Annotated in this window: 12 protein-coding genes and 1 pseudogene; 5 read left to right on the plus strand and 8 right to left on the minus strand. The window is 67.7% G+C overall.

Annotation, left to right across the window (positions count from 1 at the left end; translation table 11 throughout):
* Nucleotides 1-246: 246 nt before the first annotated feature.
* Nucleotides 247-714, minus strand: a complete 468-nt coding sequence (locus K2224_RS26580) for an RDD family protein (protein WP_221909017.1) — start codon at nt 712-714, stop codon at nt 247-249.
* 306 nt (nt 715-1,020) lie between these two features.
* Between K2224_RS26580 and glnA the strand changes: the two genes are divergently transcribed.
* Nucleotides 1,021-2,430 (plus strand): type I glutamate--ammonia ligase, encoded by a 1,410-nt coding sequence (gene glnA, locus K2224_RS26585; RefSeq protein ID WP_221909018.1) that lies wholly within the window; start codon nt 1,021-1,023, stop codon nt 2,428-2,430.
* Between the two features lie 350 nt (nt 2,431-2,780).
* Here the strand turns inward: glnA and K2224_RS26590 are convergent, their stop codons facing one another.
* The 3 genes from K2224_RS26590 to K2224_RS26600 all read right to left on the minus strand — a co-directional run bounded on the left by K2224_RS26590 (nt 2,781) and on the right by K2224_RS26600 (nt 9,516).
* The gene (locus K2224_RS26590; RefSeq protein WP_221909020.1) at nt 2,781-7,391 is read right to left on the minus strand and encodes an ATP-binding protein; all 4,611 of its coding nucleotides are present in this window, start codon (nt 7,389-7,391) and stop codon (nt 2,781-2,783) included.
* Nucleotides 7,392-7,613: 222 nt separating this feature from the next.
* A complete protein-coding gene (locus K2224_RS26595) occupies nt 7,614-8,147 on the minus strand; it encodes an NUDIX domain-containing protein (RefSeq protein WP_221909022.1) in 534 nt (177 codons plus the stop codon).
* Between the two features lies 1 nt (nt 8,148).
* Complete coding sequence (locus K2224_RS26600; protein WP_221909032.1) at nt 8,149-9,516, minus strand: tetratricopeptide repeat protein; 1,368 nt, start codon at nt 9,514-9,516, stop codon at nt 8,149-8,151.
* Nucleotides 9,517-9,740: 224 nt separating this feature from the next.
* Here K2224_RS26600 and K2224_RS26605 point away from each other — a divergent pair, with 224 nt between their 5' ends.
* The 4 genes from K2224_RS26605 to K2224_RS26620 all read left to right on the plus strand — a co-directional run bounded on the left by K2224_RS26605 (nt 9,741) and on the right by K2224_RS26620 (nt 12,782).
* Nucleotides 9,741-10,490: a hypothetical protein gene (locus K2224_RS26605; protein ID WP_221909034.1), complete on the plus strand. Its 750-nt coding sequence runs from the start codon at nt 9,741-9,743 to the stop codon at nt 10,488-10,490.
* A gap of 80 nt (nt 10,491-10,570) precedes the next feature.
* Nucleotides 10,571-11,482 carry a phosphotransferase gene (locus K2224_RS26610; RefSeq protein ID WP_221909036.1) on the plus strand — a complete coding sequence of 304 codons (912 nt, stop codon included), beginning with the start codon at nt 10,571-10,573 and terminating at the stop codon, nt 11,480-11,482.
* Entirely contained in the window at nt 11,483-12,175 is a 693-nt protein-coding gene (locus K2224_RS26615; RefSeq protein ID WP_221909038.1) for a bifunctional 2-polyprenyl-6-hydroxyphenol methylase/3-demethylubiquinol 3-O-methyltransferase UbiG, read from the plus strand.
* Nucleotides 12,176-12,203: 28 nt separating this feature from the next.
* Complete coding sequence (locus K2224_RS26620; protein ID WP_221909040.1) at nt 12,204-12,782, plus strand: HAD domain-containing protein; 579 nt, start codon at nt 12,204-12,206, stop codon at nt 12,780-12,782.
* A 92-nt stretch (nt 12,783-12,874) separates the two neighbouring features.
* Here the strand turns inward: K2224_RS26620 and K2224_RS26625 are convergent.
* The 4 genes and pseudogenes from K2224_RS26625 to K2224_RS26640 form a co-directional block, all read right to left on the minus strand.
* A pseudogene (locus K2224_RS26625) lies at nt 12,875-13,852 on the minus strand (mobilization protein); the annotation flags it as partial.
* 38 nt (nt 13,853-13,890) lie between these two features.
* Complete coding sequence (locus tag K2224_RS26630; protein ID WP_221909041.1) at nt 13,891-15,912, minus strand: restriction endonuclease; 2,022 nt, start codon at nt 15,910-15,912, stop codon at nt 13,891-13,893.
* Between the two features lie 832 nt (nt 15,913-16,744).
* Complete coding sequence (locus K2224_RS26635; protein WP_221909043.1) at nt 16,745-17,017, minus strand: hypothetical protein; 273 nt, start codon at nt 17,015-17,017, stop codon at nt 16,745-16,747.
* A 182-nt stretch (nt 17,018-17,199) separates the two neighbouring features.
* A complete protein-coding gene (locus K2224_RS26640; RefSeq protein WP_221909044.1) occupies nt 17,200-18,774 on the minus strand; it encodes an AMP-binding protein in 1,575 nt (524 codons plus the stop codon).
* Nucleotides 18,775-18,913: the final 139 nt, after the last annotated feature.

Here is an 18,913-nt window from a genome sequence, read left to right on the forward strand (position 1 = left end):
CCCAACTACGTGCGACGCCCCGAGGCTTGGCCTCGGGGCGTCGGGCGTTGGTGGGGGGCGACTCCAAGTGGCCCCATGTGGGGGGGCACGGCGTCGTGTGGCGCCCGGGTTGTGCCGGGCTGTGGGATGCGCCGAGGTGTACGACACCGGCCCGCCGCTCACGGACACCGCCCCACGGACACCGCCCGGCGCCTGAGATCCTGCACCCGGAGCCGGGACCCGAGGTCCGGATCTCCCGGCCAGAACCTAGATCCGCACCTGCACCGCGCGGCTGAGCCGGTCGTGCAGCCCCCGGCCGTCCCGGTCCCAGATCGCCGCCGGGATGACCAGCACCAGCAGCACCGTCCGCAGCACCACCCGCGGCAGCGTGATCCGGCCACCGCCCTCGGCGACCACCCGCAGGCCCAGCAGCCGCTTGCCGGGGGTGCAGCCGACGGTGCCGACGGTCAGCACGCTCAGCACCGCGAACACCACCAGCGCCCAGTTGCTGGCCGACTGCGCCTTGCCGCCGCTGAGCAGCCCGTACGCGATGAGCAGGCACAGCGCCCAGTCGATGAAGAGCGCGCCGAAACGGCGGCCGACCCGTGCGATCGAGCCCGGACCCTCCTCGGGCAGCCCGAGCTGCTGCCCGCGGTAGCCGAAGTCGACACCCATGTCCTCGGCCGCCGCCCGGGGCCCGGAGATCCACGATCCGATTGCTTGCCTGTTGTCCACCCGTCCACGGTACTGCGACCGCATACGTTCCCCGGGCGCCGGGTTCCCGGCCGACCGCGGCCGCACCCTCACCGCCGCGCCCCGACGGCCTTGTCGCAGCCGTGCCGCACCCGGCGCCGCGTCCGCTCCCGCGGGCGCACACTGGGGGTGGGGGCGACAGCGCGCCGGTTAACCTCGGCGAAACAAATGGGTCATGCTTGGGAAATCCCGCCTGCCTATGGTCGGGCGAGCGCGCCACCGCACGAGGTCGCGCTCCGAGTCGCAACCCCGCGTCCGCCGAGCGGTGACCGGGCTAGGAGGAGTTGGATGTTCCAGAACGCCGACGACGCGAAGAAGTTCATCGCGGATGAGGACGTGAAGTTCGTCGACGTCCGTTTCTGCGACCTGCCGGGCGTGATGCAGCACTTCACGATCCCCGCCGCGGCGTTCGACCCGGCCGAGGAGCTGGCCTTCGACGGTTCGTCGATCCGCGGCTTCCAGGCGATCCACGAGTCCGACATGGCCCTGCGCCCGGACCTGTCGACGGCTCGCCTCGACCCGTTCCGCCAGGAGAAGCACCTCAACATCAACTTCTTCATCCACGACCCGATCACGGGCGAGCAGTACAGCCGCGACCCGCGCAACATCGCCAAGAAGGCCGAGGCGTACCTCGCCTCCACCGGCATCGCGGACACCGCGTACTTCGGTCCCGAGGCGGAGTTCTACGTCTTCGACTCGGTGCGCTTCGAGACCTCCGCGAACCAGGGCTTCTACCACATCGACTCCGAGGCCGGCGCCTGGAACACCGGTGCCCTGGAGGACAACCGCGGCTACAAGGTCCGTTACAAGGGCGGCTACTTCCCGGCCCCGCCGGTCGACCACTTCGCCGACCTGCGCGCCGAGGTCTCCCTGGAGCTGGAGAAGTCCGGCCTTCAGGTCGAGCGCCAGCACCACGAGGTGGGCACCGCCGGCCAGGCGGAGATCAACTACAAGTTCAACACCCTCCTCGCCGCCGCCGACGACCTGATGCTGTTCAAGTACATCGTCAAGAACGTCGCCTGGCGCAACGGCAAGACCGCCACCTTCATGCCCAAGCCGATCTTCGGTGACAACGGCTCCGGCATGCACGTCCACCAGTCGCTGTGGCAGGGCGGCCAGCCGCTCTTCTACGACGAGCAGGGCTACGCGGGCCTCTCGGACACCGCCCGCTACTACATCGGCGGCATCCTCAAGCACGCCCCGTCGCTGCTGGCGTTCACCAACCCGACGGTGAACTCCTACCACCGCCTGGTCCCGGGCTTCGAGGCCCCGGTCAACCTCGTCTACTCGCAGCGCAACCGCTCCGCCGCCATGCGCATCCCGATCACGGGCTCCAACCCGAAGGCCAAGCGCGTCGAGTTCCGCGCCCCGGACCCGTCGTCCAACCCCTACCTCGCCTTCTCGGCGCTCCTCCTCGCCGGCCTCGACGGCGTCAAGAACAAGATCGAGCCCGCCGAGCCGATCGACAAGGACCTCTACGAGCTCGCCCCGGAGGAGCACGCCGGCGTCCCGCAGGTCCCGACCTCCCTCCCCGCGGTCCTCGACGCCCTCGAAGAGGACAACGAGTACCTCCAGCAGGGCGGCGTCTTCACCTCCGACCTGATCGAGACCTGGATCGACTACAAGCGCACCAACGAAATCGCCCCGATCCAGCTCCGCCCCCACCCGCACGAGTTCGAGCTGTACTTCGACATCTAAAGGGTGGGGGTGGGTGAGCTGGGCCTGAGGCTCAGAGACCCGCCCTGACCTGGGAAAACGCTGCTCAGCGGTTCCCGCTGTTCCCAGCTGTTTTCCAGGGTCTTGTGCACCGGGTGTGCACCGACCGCCTCGGCACTTGACCCACAATCAGTTACGAGAGTGAGGGCCGCCATCTCCGGGAAGGAGGTGGCGGCCCTCACTTGTGTGATGGGTCGCTCAGCGTCCGCTCAGAAGACTTTGTCTCCTAGTAGTGGGCCAAGTCGGCAACCTGCGGCGATGGTTGCTACAGGTCGCTGGCCTGGCCCCTTACTGATTGCTGGCGACGGCCCCTACATGTCCCCCGGAAGCAGCTACTTCAAGGCCGTGCTGCGCCCGCAACAGTGTTTGAACTTACGTCCGGTGCGCATCATGCAGGGGCAGAGGCGGTTCCTGCTGGGCCGAACCACGGTCAGCGGTACGGCGCCGCCAACCGCGTTTCCCAGGGCCATAGCGCGCACCAGGTAGGAGGGATCATCTGCAGCCATTCCCTGTAGGTTCCTGCCCACCACGACGATCAACGATCCCTCGGCCGCTCTCCGGTACCAGCGGGGGAGAAAATTCAGCGGCATTCGGTGCAGGAGCTGGCCGTCCGGGCCGGTAATCGCGAGGTCGTTGTCTTCGAGCCGAGCCTGAACGCCTCCATCGACACCAGGGATGTCACGCAGGTCCAGCGGCTTACTGTCCTCCATCTGGAGCAGGTTCTGCAGGTTGATGAATCCGGCCTTGCGGTAGCTCGCGAGGACGAGGTCTTGGAATTGCCCGTCGCCATATGAGCCCCAACCGCCGTAACAGTCAGCGATGATCCCGGCTCGGTCTCCGCCGAACAGGATGCATTCCACTTCAAATACGACCTTCGGCTCCTTCGGTGCCTTCCCCGTCAGCTGAACCACCTTGGAGGCTACGCAGTGGGGGTGCGCCAGCCGCAGCATGAGGTGGTTCATACTCGGGTGGTTCATCTGGAGTAGTTCGGCCTCCCCTGTCTCGTCGATCAAGAGATTGCAGGCCACGCATGTCTGCCGAGAGTTCCCGAGGTGGGCGGTGAGCTGTTCGAGATTGACCTCGGCTAGCGCCTGTCGTACGGCATCCGAGACATTGATCTTCCTCCCGACGGCGACGGCGGCAGCGGAACGGCTAACCTCGCGATGGGCCTTTGCGACAGATCCATCGCTGACAGCGCGGAGACGAGAGCCGATGGCTTCCAAGACACGATCGTCGACTTTCTGCTCGGTGCCTACCAGCTCGTCGAGCGTCGGCTCAACCGGGTCGTCCGATTTTGCGTCGAAGTACAGCCCTCTGAGTAGAACAAGCGCCTCGCCGGCGTCTGACCAACTGCCGAGTTCGTGGTGGACACCGAAGGCTTCGCGTGCATACGCGCGGGAGCGCTCGCTATCGCCGAGCGCCCGGTAGGAGCGAGCCAGGTTGAGCAAACAGGGGGCTCGCAGGGTGTCGTCCTGGAGCTGCTCGACGAGGGCCAACGCCTTGCAGAATTCAGTAATCGCCTTCTCGTGATCACCGGAGCATGCATGGTATGCCCCGACGTTGACATGCAAGGCGGCCTCAAGCGACTGCATCCCCAACTGTTCGGTCACAGGCATGAGCTTGGCGATCTCGGCGACAGCTTGTTCCTTCTCCTCGCCGTGCAGTCGTCCCACCGCGGCCATGCCGCGGGCGGTGAGGAGCACATGAAGGTCCTTCTGCTCCATAGCAAGTTCGGTGGCCTTGTCGTACTGATCGAGCGCCTCGCTCCACTCCTCGTTCCGGGCGTGGACATTGGCCAAGGCCATCCTGCAGTGCAGGACGGCCGACTTGTCGCCGGCCCGCTCACACTGGTCAAGCGCCTTGGTGATCGTCGACATGGCCTCCCTGTGAAGGCCCCGGCGCGAGTAGAGGACGGCAAGCGCACGGGACGCCTGAGCCCTGGTGGCGGGGGATGCATCGTCCGACATCACGGAGACAACCGACTCCAGCGCCTGGGCACCCTCCTGCCATCGACCTGCGACGAGCAGGGCTTCTCCCAGCGCGGTCCTGGCCTGGGCCAAGCCGCGTTTCTCTTCGGTCCCTTCCAGTAGGCGAACCGCCTCCGTCAGATTGGTGACGGCCTCGCCGATCCGGCCCCGGTGCCATAGATATTCCGAGTTCTTCTGCAGAGTCTGGGCGATAACGATGGGGTTTCCTAGGTGGTTGGCCATGTCTCGGGCGTCGGCAAAGTACGTTTCCGCCTCATCGAGGTGACCGACGCCGCCGTGGTAGGAAGCCAGGTAGGCCAGTGCCCGAGCTGCATGTTCGTAGTCGCCGATCCCGGCCGCGAGATTGGCGCATTCACTGAGGTGTTGGGCTGCTTGGTGAATATCTGCTTGCTTCGCGGCCCGAGTACCGAGTCGAAAGAGAGCCCGAACCTGTCCCTGAGCGTCGCCGGTGTCCCGATAGATGGCCAAGGCGGCCTCAAGGGGTTGACTGGGCGCTGAGTCCGGCCGCTCCTCCAAGGGAGTCTCGGCGAGCTCCATTAGCGCCTTTGCCTCCCAATCCCGACTCCCGACAGCCCGTGCTCGCTCGATGTCGACTGATGCCTCCTGGGCGGCCTCAGAGAACCGACCCGTCCTGCGCAGCAGTGCCGCGAGTGTTCCGCGATTCCACAGCTCTGTACGATCGTCGGTACGGGACAAGTTCGTACTGTTTTGGAGGTACTGCTCGGCTCGGCGCATCTGGCCGATGGCCAGGTGGGCCTGCCCCAAGTTCCCCAGAGCATGGGCCAGCACCTGGTTGTCCTTGATGATCCGCCAAAATGGCAATCCGTTGCGTAGGTACGGAATCGCATCGCGCGCCCGCCCTAGGTTGATGAGCAATGATCCCAGCGCGAGCTGCGCCATATGCATCTGGTAGGGATTGTCGGCCCCGTGCGCAGTCTCGGCGCTGCGCTGATACAGGTCAGTGGCGCGCTGCGTGTCGCCGAGGTGACTGGCAACCATGCCCAGGTTGTACAGAGCAGATGCCGTCCACTCAGAGTTTTCGGACTGGGTGCCGGCTTCGAGGACGGACTGATAGACGCGATCCAGATCCTTCCAGTGGCTGCCGTGCCACAGCGAGGCAGTGAGGTTCGAAGCGAGATGGACGAGTGGCCCCCACATCTGGTGCTGCCGAGCCATCTCGATGAGGGAAACAGCTCCTGGGCGATCTGCATTCAACTGGTGTAGGGCGCCCGCATTACCCTGCGCCGGCACCTTCGCTTCCTTGTCCACGAAGCCGATCGACTCCGTCGCGGACTCAACCCGAACAGCCAGCATGAGGCAGGTTTGCCGGATAACGGTCTCCCGAAGCTCAGTTGTAGCCGCGGTCGATTTCAGGCGGGCGAATCGGTGCAGAATCTCGTGAAACACATACCGGTCCTCGTCGATCTGCTCGATAAGGCTTAGCTCGAACAGCGAGTCCAGCAGCTCAGTTGCGGCATCGAGCTGGGCCTCGTCCAGCTCAGCCTCGGGGGTGATGGCCACCGTGACGACGTCCGAGGTGACGGACATGTGCGGCAGGATCCCAAGAGTCATGAAAAGTTCTGCCTGCTCCGGGCTGAGTGCGGCATAGCTACGCTCTAGTACAGGCTCCAGTGCGGTTTGGCCGGCTCGCAGAGCTCGCACACCCCGGTCAGGGTTGGAAATGTCGTTGAGGAACCGGTCGACACTGACCTTGGGGCGACGTGCCAGATGAGCGGCTGCAACATGCAGTGCGAGAGGATGTCCGGCACATGCTTGCGCCAGCGCGGATGCTTGCTCGTCAGTCAGCCGAGCAGCTCCGGCAACCGCCCTCACCAGCTCTTCGCTGTGGCCGTCCGGCAACGGACCGAGCTCGATGAGGTGGACCAGCCCGGTCAAGCCGCTGAGCTTTGCCCGGCTGGTGCACACCAAGGCGAAAGGCCCGTCTATCTGGATGACGTCCAGAAGCGCCTCTTCGGATACCACGTCGTCGATGAGCAGCAGGACCTTGCTGTCGGACAGCGTCGCGCGAAGGTCAGCGAGCTGTTGTGCACGGCCTTCGGGAAGCGGTTCTCCGGGGCGCAGTGTCCGCAAGAGCGCCAGCACAAGATCGGCGGGCTCCCCCTCCCCGGCAGCCAGGGCGAGATCGATGTGGAACTGCCCCTCCAGATAGGTGTCTGCGACGAGCCGGGAGAGACGCAGTGCGACGGCGCTCTTCCCGATCCCGGGCGGGCCGGTCACCACAATCGTCGGCCCGCTGTCACCGTCTGGCCTCCCTAGTAGCAGCCTTCGCCCCTCGTTGATCTCCGCCTCGCGCCCGAACAGGGGGCGCAACTCCCTCGGAAGGCTTGGAATGGGCCGCCCACTGGGCAGAGGGCGGCTAGCTTCCATCTGCTGAACGCGCTCGTGCAGGCGCGCCAGGACGTCGCCAGGCAGCACGGCGTCGGCGTTGGCATGCCGAACGTCCTCGTTGTTGTCTAGTAGTCGGCAGATCTTGTCGTAGTGCCAGATCTCCCACCCCTTGAGCGGGAGCTGCAGCTCTTGCACGCGCTCCTGCAGTGCCTTTTGGACGCGGTCGATGCCTCCACTGCCCGGAACCGGGGAAAGGACGACGTTGGTGGTGATGAGGAGGTACTCCGGCAGACGTCCCTTTCGGACGCGGTTCGATTGTGAATTGGCCCAAGCGCGAAGTTCCGAGTTGATCTGATCGACCAGCCACTCGGCGTCCTTGGCAGTGCCTTCCGGGCGCTTGCGGAACTTGGCTTGTAGCACCCCGTAGCCTGTCCAGGGAGCATCGGGCGTAGGAAAGTGGCTCAGGCCCTGAAACGAGGCTTCGCGTCCACCGTCAGGGCCATCTCCGAAGATTTCCACGGTCGGCCCAAGCGTCTTGAGGGCAAGAGCCTGAGACAGCTCCTCGAACCTGTGTGGGCCAAGGGAGGCGAGGGCGTAGTCAGTCATGGCCAGCATGGTGAGGCACGGCACTGACAACGAGACGCTGTGTCTCGATTCGATGGAAGGTTGGGCAATGTTTTCAGGCCAGCGCCCGCAATGATCTGGGGACAGACCTGGCTACTGACTCAGGCGAACTTTCGAACGAGTTGCTCTCCAACCCAAGCGATTGTGTGCTGGCCCCACACGGCGACCACGCCTTGCCCTGGTTGACCACCGAGTAGGTCTCGCCTACGCCCAGCCGTCAAGCGATACCTGGGGACCGTCAGTAAGGTACCGGTGGAGGGCACTGGCTGTGGTGTCGACGAACTCCTTCGGGATGGCCTCAGCGTCGGTCCAGCGGACCTGTGAGTGCTTGCGGGGTTCGCGGTTCTCGGGTTCACCGATCCATTCGTGGGCGGCGAAGACGACCGTGAGGAAGCCATTGGGTGCCTCGACGCCCCAGGCACTGTGGATGACGTGGGCGACCTTCAGGGACTCCGGCTTCACAATCAGGCCGGTCTCTTCCTGCAGCTCGCGCACCGCTGTCTCAGTGATCGGTTCGCCAGGTTCGCTCTTGCCGACGGGGAGGTCCCACATGCCCCGGGCGAACTTGGCGTTCTGGCTGCGTTGGAGGAGGACGACGCGGTTGGTGGCCTTGTCGTGGACGATGACGGCAGCGACCAGCAGAGTCATGGAGTCGAGGGCGGGCTTGAGTGCTTTGGGCTGGTCGTCGGTGGTCGGCTGAGCCACGGTGGATCCCTTCGTCGGCCGGTTGCTGGGCAACTTAAGCCAGCGCTTCGCGTGCGCGGCGGACGAGTTCGGCGGCGCCCGGTACTTTGCGTCGCTGGTAGATGGCGAGGGTGGATCGGAGGGAGGTGATGGCCTTGCGGGTGCGGTCGGAGGTCATGCCTTCCATGAGGGTCAGGGCCTGGGACCAGGCGGCGACGGCTTCGTCGGCGCGGGCCTGGGCGGCGAGGCTGTCGCCGAGGTCGGCGTAGGTGAGGACGTGGACGCGCCTGTATTTCTCCGGGTCCCAGCGAACGAGCGCGTCGCGGTGCTGCTGCTCGGTGCCGATGTGGTCGGCGAGGTCGGTCAGGGTGCGCGCGGTGTGGCTGGCGACGGTGCCGGCGGCCGGGCCGCTGACGCGGGAGTAGCTGGGCTGAGGCCCGTCGTCGCGGAGGAGGGCGTCTTCGGCTGCGAGGAGGGCGCGAGCTGCGGCGGGTTTCTCGCCAATGGCAGCGTAGGCGCGGGCGTGGGTGATGTGGAGGAGGGCTTCGGTCTGGCCGTCGATGCGGCCGAGGCCGCGGGTGAGCGCGGCGGCGGCTAGGTCGACGCAGTGGTGAGGCTGTTTGAGGCTGAGGGCCTGGTGGGCGAGGGCGCGCATCATCCAGGCGGCGTGGCCGTGGGGGTCGGCTTCGCAGGCGAGTTGGTAGCCAACCTGGTAGTAGCGCTGGGCGGCACCTTCCTGACCGAGGTCGTGGTGCTTCCAGCCGGCCAGGTAGGCGAGTTCGGCGACCGCGCTGAAGGCGGCTCGGCGTAAGGCTTCGTTGGGGAAGCGTCCGTGGAGCATGGGGGCTGCGGTGTCGGCGAGGTAGGCGGTGACAGTAGTCAGGCCATGGCCGCCGCCGAGGCGTTCGTCGGCGGCGCTGAAGGCGGTGGTGATCTGGCGGACGACGTCGACGTCCTCCGCACCGACCAGGGCCGTGGCAGTGCGTGCGCGGAGCATGCGGGCGGTGGCTTCGTGGTCGTAGGCGAGCGGCATGGCGACGCCGGCAGTGGTGAAGGCGGCTACCGCGAGGAAGCGGCGGCGTTCGACGTCGGCGCGGCCAAGGTCGGTGGCGGCGAGGACGGGATCCGATTCCGTTGGCGCTTCGGCGTCGGCTGGGCGCAGGCCGATCTCGGTTTGGGTGATCGTGCGGCCTGCTCGGCGGGACAGGGCCTCGGCGAGGTACTGGCCGGTGTGACCGGTGGGCTGGCGGGTGCCGTTCACCCAGTGGGAGACGGCCGACTTGTTGGTCTGGACGATCTCGCCGTTCTCCGCGGCGACGCGCCGCACGTCCTTGGCCAGGGCCTCGTGGGTGCAGCCGATCGCGTCGATGGTCTCGCGCAGGCGGGAGTTGGGCGCCTTGGGCCGGTCCTTCTGCGCTGTCACGATCGCCTCCGAGTCGGGGCTGTAAACCGCGTATACCGCTTCAACTCCCTCTCACCGTACCCACTGTGCGTGAGGGAGGGTTCACTCATCACCAGCCGCCCGGAACGGCGCGACCGTGATCCACGGCTCCCCCTTGGGCCGGGCGGTTTCCCGAAGTTCCGTACGCCTACACCGGCTTCGGGCACCCCTGTGCCTGAAACCGGCCTAACAGAGACGGAGACACGGTGACCACCATCGACACGACGGCCATCACGGTCGAGCTTCCCGAGGCGTTCGACGACCGATGGAGCCGTCTGCCCGGCATCCAGGTCGACGGCCGGCGCATCACCATCGACCCGACCGAGTACTTCTTCCGCTTCGAGTCCCGCACCTGGCTCGTCGCCGACTGGGAGCTGGTCAAGTCCCAGCTCCTGACGGTGAACGAGACGACCGAGAGCGCGGTCGAGCAGCTCGCGCTGAACTTCATCAAGGCTCACGGCCAGTCCACGTCGGACGCCGCCCACGTCCTGGCCACCGCGTACGAGGTATACGCGTATCTGTTCCGGGACGAGCACCTCGCCAGCCTTGGCCTGCCGCAGATCACCACCGAGCACCTGCGGATGCTATGTGAGGCGGCGACGCTGATGGCGCTGAACAAGGTGGAACTGGACGGGCACATCTCCAACGTCGGTCCGTGCTGGTTCTTCCCCGCCGCCACCTCGGTCGTCTTCGACCTGGACGAGGAGATGGGCGGGCTGCTCGACGAGGTCTACCACGGCGGCTGGTTCAGCGAGCACCGCCGCATCGAGTCCATCAAGGCGCACGCGGCCCTCGGCGGCCGGCTGGTGCACGGTTGCCAGTCCGTGCCGGACCAGTCCGGCGGCGTCGTGGCGCCCTACGGTGCGTCGATGGCCACCTTCCGCGACGACCTCGCGGCCTTCAAGGCCCGCTGGATCGAGCAGGTCTACGCCCGCCGCGTGAGCCCTGCCGCGTAGTCCCCTTCGACCAGGCTCCGGGGCGGGTCGGCACCACTCGCCCGCCCCGGACGCCTCCAACCCCACACCGGAGCCCCCACATGGACGCGAACCTCAACGCCGAACTCCTGGACAACCTGCTCACCATCGCCGACCGCCCCGCCCCAACGCGCAAGAGGGTGCGTGTGTGGTCCATGTCCGGCGTCGAACGACTGACCTTCCCTGACGGTACCACCGCCATCTTCAAGTACGCCAAGAAGCCGTTCGACAACGAGGACCGGGCCCTCCGTCTGGCCCACACTCACGGCATTCCGGTCCCGCAGGTCCATGCCTCTGCCGTCTTGGGCGGCTGGCTCGGGATGCTGCTGGAAGACCTCGGCCCTGCCATCCGCGAGGCCGACGACCTTGACGGCGCCGCGGCGGCAGTGGTGCTCCACCGCACCTCTACGGCTGCCGCGCTGCCCGTCCTCGACCGGGCACGGCTGCGTTCACTGCCGAGCCGTGCCCTGGACCACCTCGATCAACTCCGGAAGGAGGAACGGTGGCCGGCGGCAGACGACATCGAGGACGCCCTCGATCGGATCGTCCGCGCCGCTGAGGCCCGTTCGGCCGGGGCGGCGGTGGCACCGTTCGGTTGGGTCCACTCAGAGTTCCACCCCACCAGCCTCCACATCAGCCAGAGCGGCTGGAAACTGCTTGACTTCGCCCGCTCCTTCACCGGCCCCGGACTGCTCGACCTCGCCAGCTGGCACGGCACCCTCGACACCCCAGACCCCGTACGCCTGCGCGTCTTCCTGGAGGTGTACGTCACCGAAGGTGGCACTCCCGATGCCCTCTCTGAGCGTGGTGGGCTCGCCGCCGAGAAGTGGGCGCTGGGCTGGCACCGCATGTGGGCCGTCGAGTGGTTCATGGAGCAAGCCGTCCGCTGGATCAACGACCCGGCCACCGACCCCGCATACATCCAGACCGTCCGCCGTCACCTGACCGACGTCCTCCAGCTCCTGGAGATCTAGATGCTCGCCCAGGCTTCCCCGTGGTACGTCCACGCTCTCCAGCGCACCGAGGCCGGCCCCGCCGAACCACTGTCCGTGCCGGCGCGGATGGAGTGGACCACGCGGCCCGGCCGAGGCCCTGGCGCCGAGATATTCGGCGTGGACCTGGGCGGCAAGCGGGTGCTGGAACTCGGCTGCGGCCCCGGCCACAACGCTGCCTACCTCGCCATTCGCCACGCAGCCCGAGTCACCGGCGTCGACCTGGTCGGCCTTCAGGTCCGTCGAGCCCGCTCGCATTACGGACGGCTGAGCAACCTGACGTTCGTAGCCGGCCACGCCTTGCACTACCTACAGGCATCCGACGAGCGGTTCGACGCGATCTACTCCGTCTTCGGCGCGGTCGGCCTCGTCGCCCCCGAACTCCTGCTACCCGCCATCGCCCAGCACCTCAAACCGGGCCGCACCCTGGCCTTCTCCACTCCCCACCCCCAGCGCGTCGGCAGACGACCAACCACTGATGACCGGCCCTGCCGCGACTACGTCACCCTGCCCGACCGCACCCGGCTCCCGATCGCCCGCTGGGACTTCGACACCGGCCGCTGGGAAAAGCACCTCGACCGCGCGGGCCTCTGGCTCACCTCAGCCCGGGAGTTCCACGACGCCCGCGCGGGCGGCTGGCCCACCACCTTGCTGATCACCGCACGCAAGCTCTGATCTCGCCCGGCTTCCTCTGGAGGAACCGATGCGCCTGCCCTACTTGCTCCTCGATATCGACGGCGTCCTCATACCGTTCCCCGACGACCACGGGAAGACCCCAACGACCCACGCCCGCCACGACGTCGTCCCCACCGGCCGCCACGCCGACGATCCGGTCACGGTCTGGCTCAACGCTGCCGACGGCCCCATGCTCATGGACGTGATCCGCAGCGGGCTGGTCTCTCCGGTCTGGTGCACGAGCTGGCGCCAGGACGCCACCACCCTGATCGGGCCGCTCCTCAGCCTCCCGCCCCTGCCGTACGTCGATCTTCCCCGGCCGCAGATCACCACCAGCCACCCCAACGGCTACCTCTGGAAACGTGACCACGTCGATGCCTGGCTGGGCGACGCACCGGCCGTGTGGATCGACGATGACTTCACCAGCCTCGACCATGCCTGGGCCGCGGAACGCACTGCCCACAGCGCGGCAACCCTTCTTCTACAGCCCGATCCTCGTGTCGGGCTGCAGGCTGAGCACCTGGTCGAGGCTCTGGAATGGGCCGGGCACTTGCCTGTAACGCCAGCTTGCGGGTCCGGTGCTTCGCACGGAACCGAAGCAGCCTGACGTAATCACAGGGCAGGGTGCTGATGGTGCCCTCACCGCGGGGAGCGGTGAGGGCACCAGGCTGGATCAGCGGCACCGACGAGTCTGGGGCGCTATCGGCGTCGTCCTCGTTCCTCGGGCCTGATGTTCACCGGTGTGGCCACGGGCTGCGGTGCCTGCGTAGCGCGTGTGGTGTTGAGAGTGCTTGGCGTGCGTGCTGCCTGTGCGCGCTTGTTCGGCTGGGCGGTGATGCGCCAGTTGAGGACCTCGGCCGGGCGTTCGGCGGAGTCGAGTTCCCGGCGGGCGCTGACTTCGGCCAGCAGGTGGCGGGGGTTGTGGCCGGCGGATTCGGCGCGTGCCAGGGTCGTGGCAAGGGCGGGCCAGGCAGGGTCGGTGAGGATGCGGTCGGCGTGGTCGGGAACGGCCTGGCGCACGGCGGCCTCGAAGCGCTGGACGGTCTGGGGACGTGGGGCACGTCGGGCGAGGTCCGCCAGGACGGGCTCGGCGGCCTGCTGGTAGCTGGCTTGCAGGTGGCAGACGGCTTGTTCGGCTGCGGCGGCCTGCTGCTCGTGGCCGCGTTGCTCGTGCCACTTGGCGGCGGCGCGGGCCACGTGCAGGGCCGCGAAGACCACGGCGATGGCCAGGCCGCCGGGAAGGTTGGGGGCGTACGCGAGTTCCTTGGCGGCTCGGCGCAGTTCGGTGGCGGCTTGGTGGTCGGCCCGGATCACCGAGCGGCGGGCGCGGTTGAACGCCTGGGCTGCCGCTTGCAGTTGCTCCTGATGCGGGCCGGGTGTGGCGCGGGCGAGGTTGTGCAGGGTGTCACCGAAGGCTTCCAGGTGCCCTTGGGCCACGGCATCGTCGCCCGCATCGAGAACCGTGCGAGCCGTGCGCACGGCGGATTCGGTACGGCGCCACGAGTCGGCCGGGTCCGCCACCGGTTGCGGGCGGTCGGCCACCTCCTGGGTGGGGAGGCGTTCGCACAGGCGATTGAAGGACAGGTCGGGGGCGAGCTTGGAGCCGCCGAAGAAGATGGTGTCACCAGGGGACGCCAGACTGTAGCCGTCCACTTCGCCGGTCTTGGCGCTGATGCGGGGCAGGTCAACTGGTGGACCGTCACGAAAGTTCGAGGCTAGAGGCCCCTCTCGATCGAAGTCGCGATGGCGCGAAGGCGCTTCGCCGCCGATCGCGCGTCACCAATCCGGTAGGTCGCATAGCGCGGATCCTGCACGTCCTCAATGCTCCGCACGATGTCCAGGTCGAGGCGGTCGAAAAGCCTGAACGTGTCGAGCAGTTCGTCGATGTTCGGCGCCAACGGCGACCCGCGCTCGATCAGCGAGACATCGCGTGCCGAAACGGCCTCCTCTGTCTCCGACTCGGTCTTGAGTCGGGAGATAACGAGGGACAGGATGTCGAGCTCACGCTGCCGCGTGTCGATGAGCCCGGCAAGCCTGGACAGCCCGTCCGGCGCCTCGAACAACATCCCGACATCCGCCGGCCGCAAGCCGAGGGCCTCGGCGGAGCTGACGACCTGGCCCAACTCGTCGGCGGTGATGAGCGCCCATTGCTTCCGCTTGGCCATGTTCTTGATCGTGTCGCCGCCGAAGGCTGGGCCGATGATAGCGACGTACTCCGCGGAACGCTTCTCCTTGTGCGTGTCGATTGCCACGTCGCTCACATTGTTGTGCGTGACCCGACCGGATGACGTCGACTTTCCGTCCACGATCGCGGTCCGCAACGACCCGTTGCCGTCGTACCACTGCACGAGAATGTCGGTGTCACCGGAACCACTGATGCGCTGGGCGCGGAAGCCCATGTGCCTGAACGCGCTCTCGATGTACGCCTCGAACGCCGCACCGGGTGCCAAGCCATCGGCGCCTGGGTCGACGGAACTGCGCGTCAGTGATTCCACGATGAGCGAGAGCTTGTCCGGTTCGCACGGCGCGCACGACGTGCTTTGCGCCAGGTCCGGCGACAGCTCCAGCTCCACGGCGGCCTCCGGCAGGTGCGGTTCGGCAAGGGGGAGTGTCTCGATGAGACGCAGCCCGGTCGCCGTAGCCTGGACCGACGACCAGGACGTCTCGATGAGCAGGCCCGATTCGACCATGAAGGCCGTGAGCCACCGCACCTTGTCCTTGTTCAAGCCGTATGTGATGCCTTGCCCGTACACGTCGTTCCTCGGAACATTGGCCTTTGCCGCACGGATCAGCTCGCCGACGAACTTCATGTTCGCGTGAAGGATCCGGATGAAGTCGATGTCCGATCCCGACCGCAGCCACGCCTTGGCGGCCGGCGTTGCCGTGAACACCCCGCGGCGGACCTCCAGAAGCAGCCCGGCGGCCCGCATGAACGGCAGCATGCTGTCGACGCTGCTGCGCTTCAGGCCGAACCGGTCCGCGATGAAGCCCAGCAGTGCGCCCTTCTCCATCTGGTCCTCTGCGGCCGCGATGCACGTCCGCAAGTTCTCGATCTTGTTGGGGTCCTCTTTCGGGCTCGGAACCCAGATGTTGTAGGTGTTCCTGGTCTCCTGGGCGCCGTCGTTCGCGGCCAGGTGCGCGAGGAGTGCGGCGATCTCTTCTGGGGCTTCGGGAATGTCGACCGCTTCATCCGAGTCGTGCATGGCCAGGGCCGAAGGCGTCACGACTTCCCAGGTGGCGAAGAGCGACCGTCCCTCAGCGGTCGCGCTGTGCTTCCGCTCTCCCAGCCATTCGGTCAGCCCCAGGACTTCGAGCCAGGTCATGCGGACACGGGTGTTGTTGACGCTCGTCCAGTCGAGGTTGTACGACTCAATCAACTGAGCATTGACCTCTTCGACCGTCAGCGGCTCGCGCACGAGGAGCCCGAGCACCTCGGCGAACAGCCGGATCCGCTCGGCCATCAACGAGGCGAGACGTGAGCGCGACTCATCCGCGAGCATTTCGGAGCCCTCGGGGGTCAGTTGAAGAACTCCTTTTCGATTCTGGACCAACCCCATCGGACGCAGCGCGTACGAGTACTGCCGCCAGGACCTCGACGACTCCACACTCAACAGCTGCGGCCGCGTGTCGAGATCCGTGGCCTCACCAGCGCCGATCCGGCGAACGAGCTCAAGGGCGAGCCGAAACATCTCGTCCTTCCCGCACTGGAGGTTCGGTACGGATGACGCCTGCTGCATCCACCTGCTCCGCTGCGCCCCGAGGGTGGGCGCGCTCGGGGCGGTGGCCGGTTGGCTGGTCTCGCTGAAGAGGTCCGGAGTCATTCTGGCGTGGCCGTTCCGTTCATAGCACTGGGGTGATTCGGCAGAGGCTCCTGCCATGCGCGCACGTTACTTCCCACCACTGACAGGCGATGTCCGGCTCCCCATCAGGAAACCTGCATTGCCCGATCAGTAGCCGATCCGGATCGAATGCGTCGCATCCTGTCGCCACTGCTGCCGGGCAACCCCGCAGTGAACCCTTCGCTCAACTGCCGGACCCTCCCGCGCGGCGACGTGAACACGGTGACCGCTCCGCCGGCGTGCCGGACGACCACAGCTATAGCCTCCTGCGGCTCCGCCCGGCCAAACCGGACCTCCGACAGCCACTCCGCCGGTACCCAGCCGACCCGGTGCTAAGGAATGAACCGTCTCAAGCGCGAGGGAGGAATCAAGGGTTGACCGTACGACACGTACTCGGCAACCAGCTCTGCGCCAGAGCGGGGGGGGCGATCACCCGCCCCGAACATGCCACCGATCAGCAGCGTGCACCCGGTGTGCACCCATGCTCCATCAAGGACCGATCTACGCAGGTCAGAGCGTTTCTCTACCTCTACTTCGACATCTAGGACCGCCGCAGGTCGGAGCGGTTTCCGTTCTCCTGGGGCGTCTGTGGGCCGTCGGCCGTGCCTTCCCTTCCGGGAGGGTGCGGCCGACGGCCTTTTTGTGGAGCCGCGGCGAGGGTGAGCGGAGGCGGCCGGCCCGCGGCATCGCGCCGCGGGCCGGCCGGAAAGAGGTCAACTCCTGCGCGGGATCAGCAGTTGTCGTAGAGCAGGGCTCGGACCAGGCGGCAGGTGGTGTCGGAGGGGTGGTGGACGCCGATGGCGCGGGCGGTGGTGCGGATGGTGGCGTTGGTGGCGTGCTCGGGGCGGTAGACGCCGGTGTCGAGCAGGGCTATGGCCAGGCGCATGGCCTTCAGGCGACGGTTGTGGGATTCGTACCGCTCCCGGGGCCAGCCGGCGGGGAGCGGTTTCTTGGGCAGCGGGTGGGCCGGGAGGGGTTTCGTCATGAGTGTGGCAGTCGCCATCCGGCGGACCTCCTGGAGCTTCGATGAACCCTCACTTACTGGTTCCCATTTTACTGCCGGGCACTGACAAAAGCCCCTGGCCAGGGGGGATTTGGTGGGGTGGGAGCGGGGGTGGGGCGGGCTGACGGTGGGGGTGCGGGCCGGTGCCGGTAGCGGGGGCCGGGGTGGGTCAGGGGGATGGTTCAGGAGGTTGGGGCGGGGAGGGTGCGGAGGAGGTTTTTGTCCGGCTTGCCTACGGGGGTGAGGGGGATGGTGTCGAGGAGGTGGACGGCGGCGGGGGCGTAGAGGGCGCCCTTGTGGGCGGTGACGAAGGCGCGGAGGGCGGGCTGGGAGACCTCGTCGGCGGAGTGGCCGGGGGCGGGGACGACGGCGAGGTGCACCTCCTCGGTCTCGTCGGGGAGGCGGACGCCGTAGGCGGCGGCGTGGGCGACGGCCGGGTGGGTGTGCAGCAGGTCCTCCAGTTCGGAGGGGTTGACGTGGCCGCCGACGACGATGACGACGTCCTTGAGGCGGTCGACGAGGTAGAGGCGGCCGTCGTCGCCCAGGTATCCGACATCGCCGGTGCGCAGCCAGCCGTCGCGGAGGACCTCCGCGGTGAGGTCGGGGCGCTTCCAGTAGCCGCGCATCACGCCGGCGGAGCGGACATGGATCTCGCCCGGCTGCCCCGGGGGCAGGTCGCGGCCCTCGGTGTCGCGGACGGCGAGGGTGACGCCGGGCATCGGGCGGCCGACGGTCATCGGGCGGTCGGTGCGGATGTCGGCGTGGTCGGCGGGGCCGGCCTCGGTGATCGACATCGCCTCGGACTGGCCGTACCAGCCGTGGAGGACCGGGCCGAACGCCTCGGCCGCCTCGCGCATCCGGGACGCGGAGGCGATGCAGCCCCCGTAGGTGATGCGGGTGAGGGAACCGAGGTCGGTGGACGGGAGGGTGGGGTCGTCCAGGAGACGGTAGAGGAGTGGCGGCAGCAGCCAGAGGTGGGTGATGCGTGCGCGGGCGACGGTGGCCAGGACGGCGGTGGGGTCGAACTCCCGGTGGAGGACGACGCTGCCGCCGGCCACGAGGGTGGCGTCGGCCACGATGCCCGCCAGGTGGGCCAGCGAGGTGCAGGCCAGGAAACGGGGCGGGGCGCCTGCGGTCTCCCAGGAGGTGCCGCCGAGCATCGCGGCGATCCCCCGGTGCGTCATCCGAACTCCCTTGGGCACACCGGTCGTTCCGCCGGTGTGCCGGATGCACCAGTCGTCCTCGGCGCGGGCCGCGCCGGGGACGGCGGGGGTGGCGGGCAGCGCGGCGCAGGCGGCGAGCAGGTCGGGGCCGAGCGGGGCGGCGCCTGCGGGGGGCGGGCCGAAGGTCATGGCCTCGGGGCGGGAGCCGGTGCAGCCGTCCAGGAGGGCGCGGACGGTGTCGTACAGGTCGGGGTCGGCCAGGAGGAGGTCGGTCTCCGCGCTCTCGGTCACCCGGGTCAGCGTTTCGGCGGCCATCCCGTCGTAGAGGAGGACCACCCGCGCGCCCAGGAGGTTGACGGCGTAGCGGGCGGCGAGCGCCTCGGGGCGGTTGCGGCTGAGGACCGCGACGGTCCGGCCGCGGCCGACGCCGTGGGTGCCGAGGACGGCGGCCATGCGGTGGACGGTGGCGTGCAGGGCACCTGCGGCGATGTCGTGGCCGTCGGCCGTGGTGACGACGGGGCGGTCGGGGTCGCGGGCGAGGGCGGCGAGCACGAGGTCGACGTAGCTGGTGAAGGGCGGGGTGGTGGTGGGCATGGCGGCTCCCCCTGGGTGGGCGTACGGGTGGGCGGCCCGGTGTGCCGGACGGTTGTGACGTTAGGCGTGGTCGGTCATGCCTTCCATGACCAAATCCGCCATGTGGTCATGCTGTTGGGGTTATGAAGGGCCTCGGGAC

Source organism: Streptomyces sp. BHT-5-2, assembly GCF_019774615.1.
In the GTDB taxonomy this organism is placed as follows: Bacteria; Actinomycetota; Actinomycetes; order Streptomycetales; family Streptomycetaceae; genus Streptomyces.

Bases quoted from the DNA above. Each gene is read 5' to 3' on its own strand.
- glnA (WP_221909018.1), top strand. From the start codon at position 1,021: ATGTTCCAGAACGCCGACGACGCGAAGAAGTTCATCGCGGATGAGGAC.
- K2224_RS26630 (WP_221909041.1), bottom strand. From the start codon at position 15,912: ATGCAGCAGGCGTCATCCGTACCGAACCTCCAGTGCGGGAAGGACGAG.
- K2224_RS26590 (WP_221909020.1), bottom strand. From the start codon at position 7,391: ATGACTGACTACGCCCTCGCCTCCCTTGGCCCACACAGGTTCGAGGAG.
- K2224_RS26640 (WP_221909044.1), bottom strand. From the start codon at position 18,774: ATGCCCACCACCACCCCGCCCTTCACCAGCTACGTCGACCTCGTGCTC.
- K2224_RS26620 (WP_221909040.1), top strand. From the start codon at position 12,204: ATGCGCCTGCCCTACTTGCTCCTCGATATCGACGGCGTCCTCATACCG.
- K2224_RS26635 (WP_221909043.1), bottom strand. From the start codon at position 17,017: ATGGCGACTGCCACACTCATGACGAAACCCCTCCCGGCCCACCCGCTG.
- K2224_RS26610 (WP_221909036.1), top strand. From the start codon at position 10,571: ATGGACGCGAACCTCAACGCCGAACTCCTGGACAACCTGCTCACCATC.
- K2224_RS26615 (WP_221909038.1), top strand. From the start codon at position 11,483: ATGCTCGCCCAGGCTTCCCCGTGGTACGTCCACGCTCTCCAGCGCACC.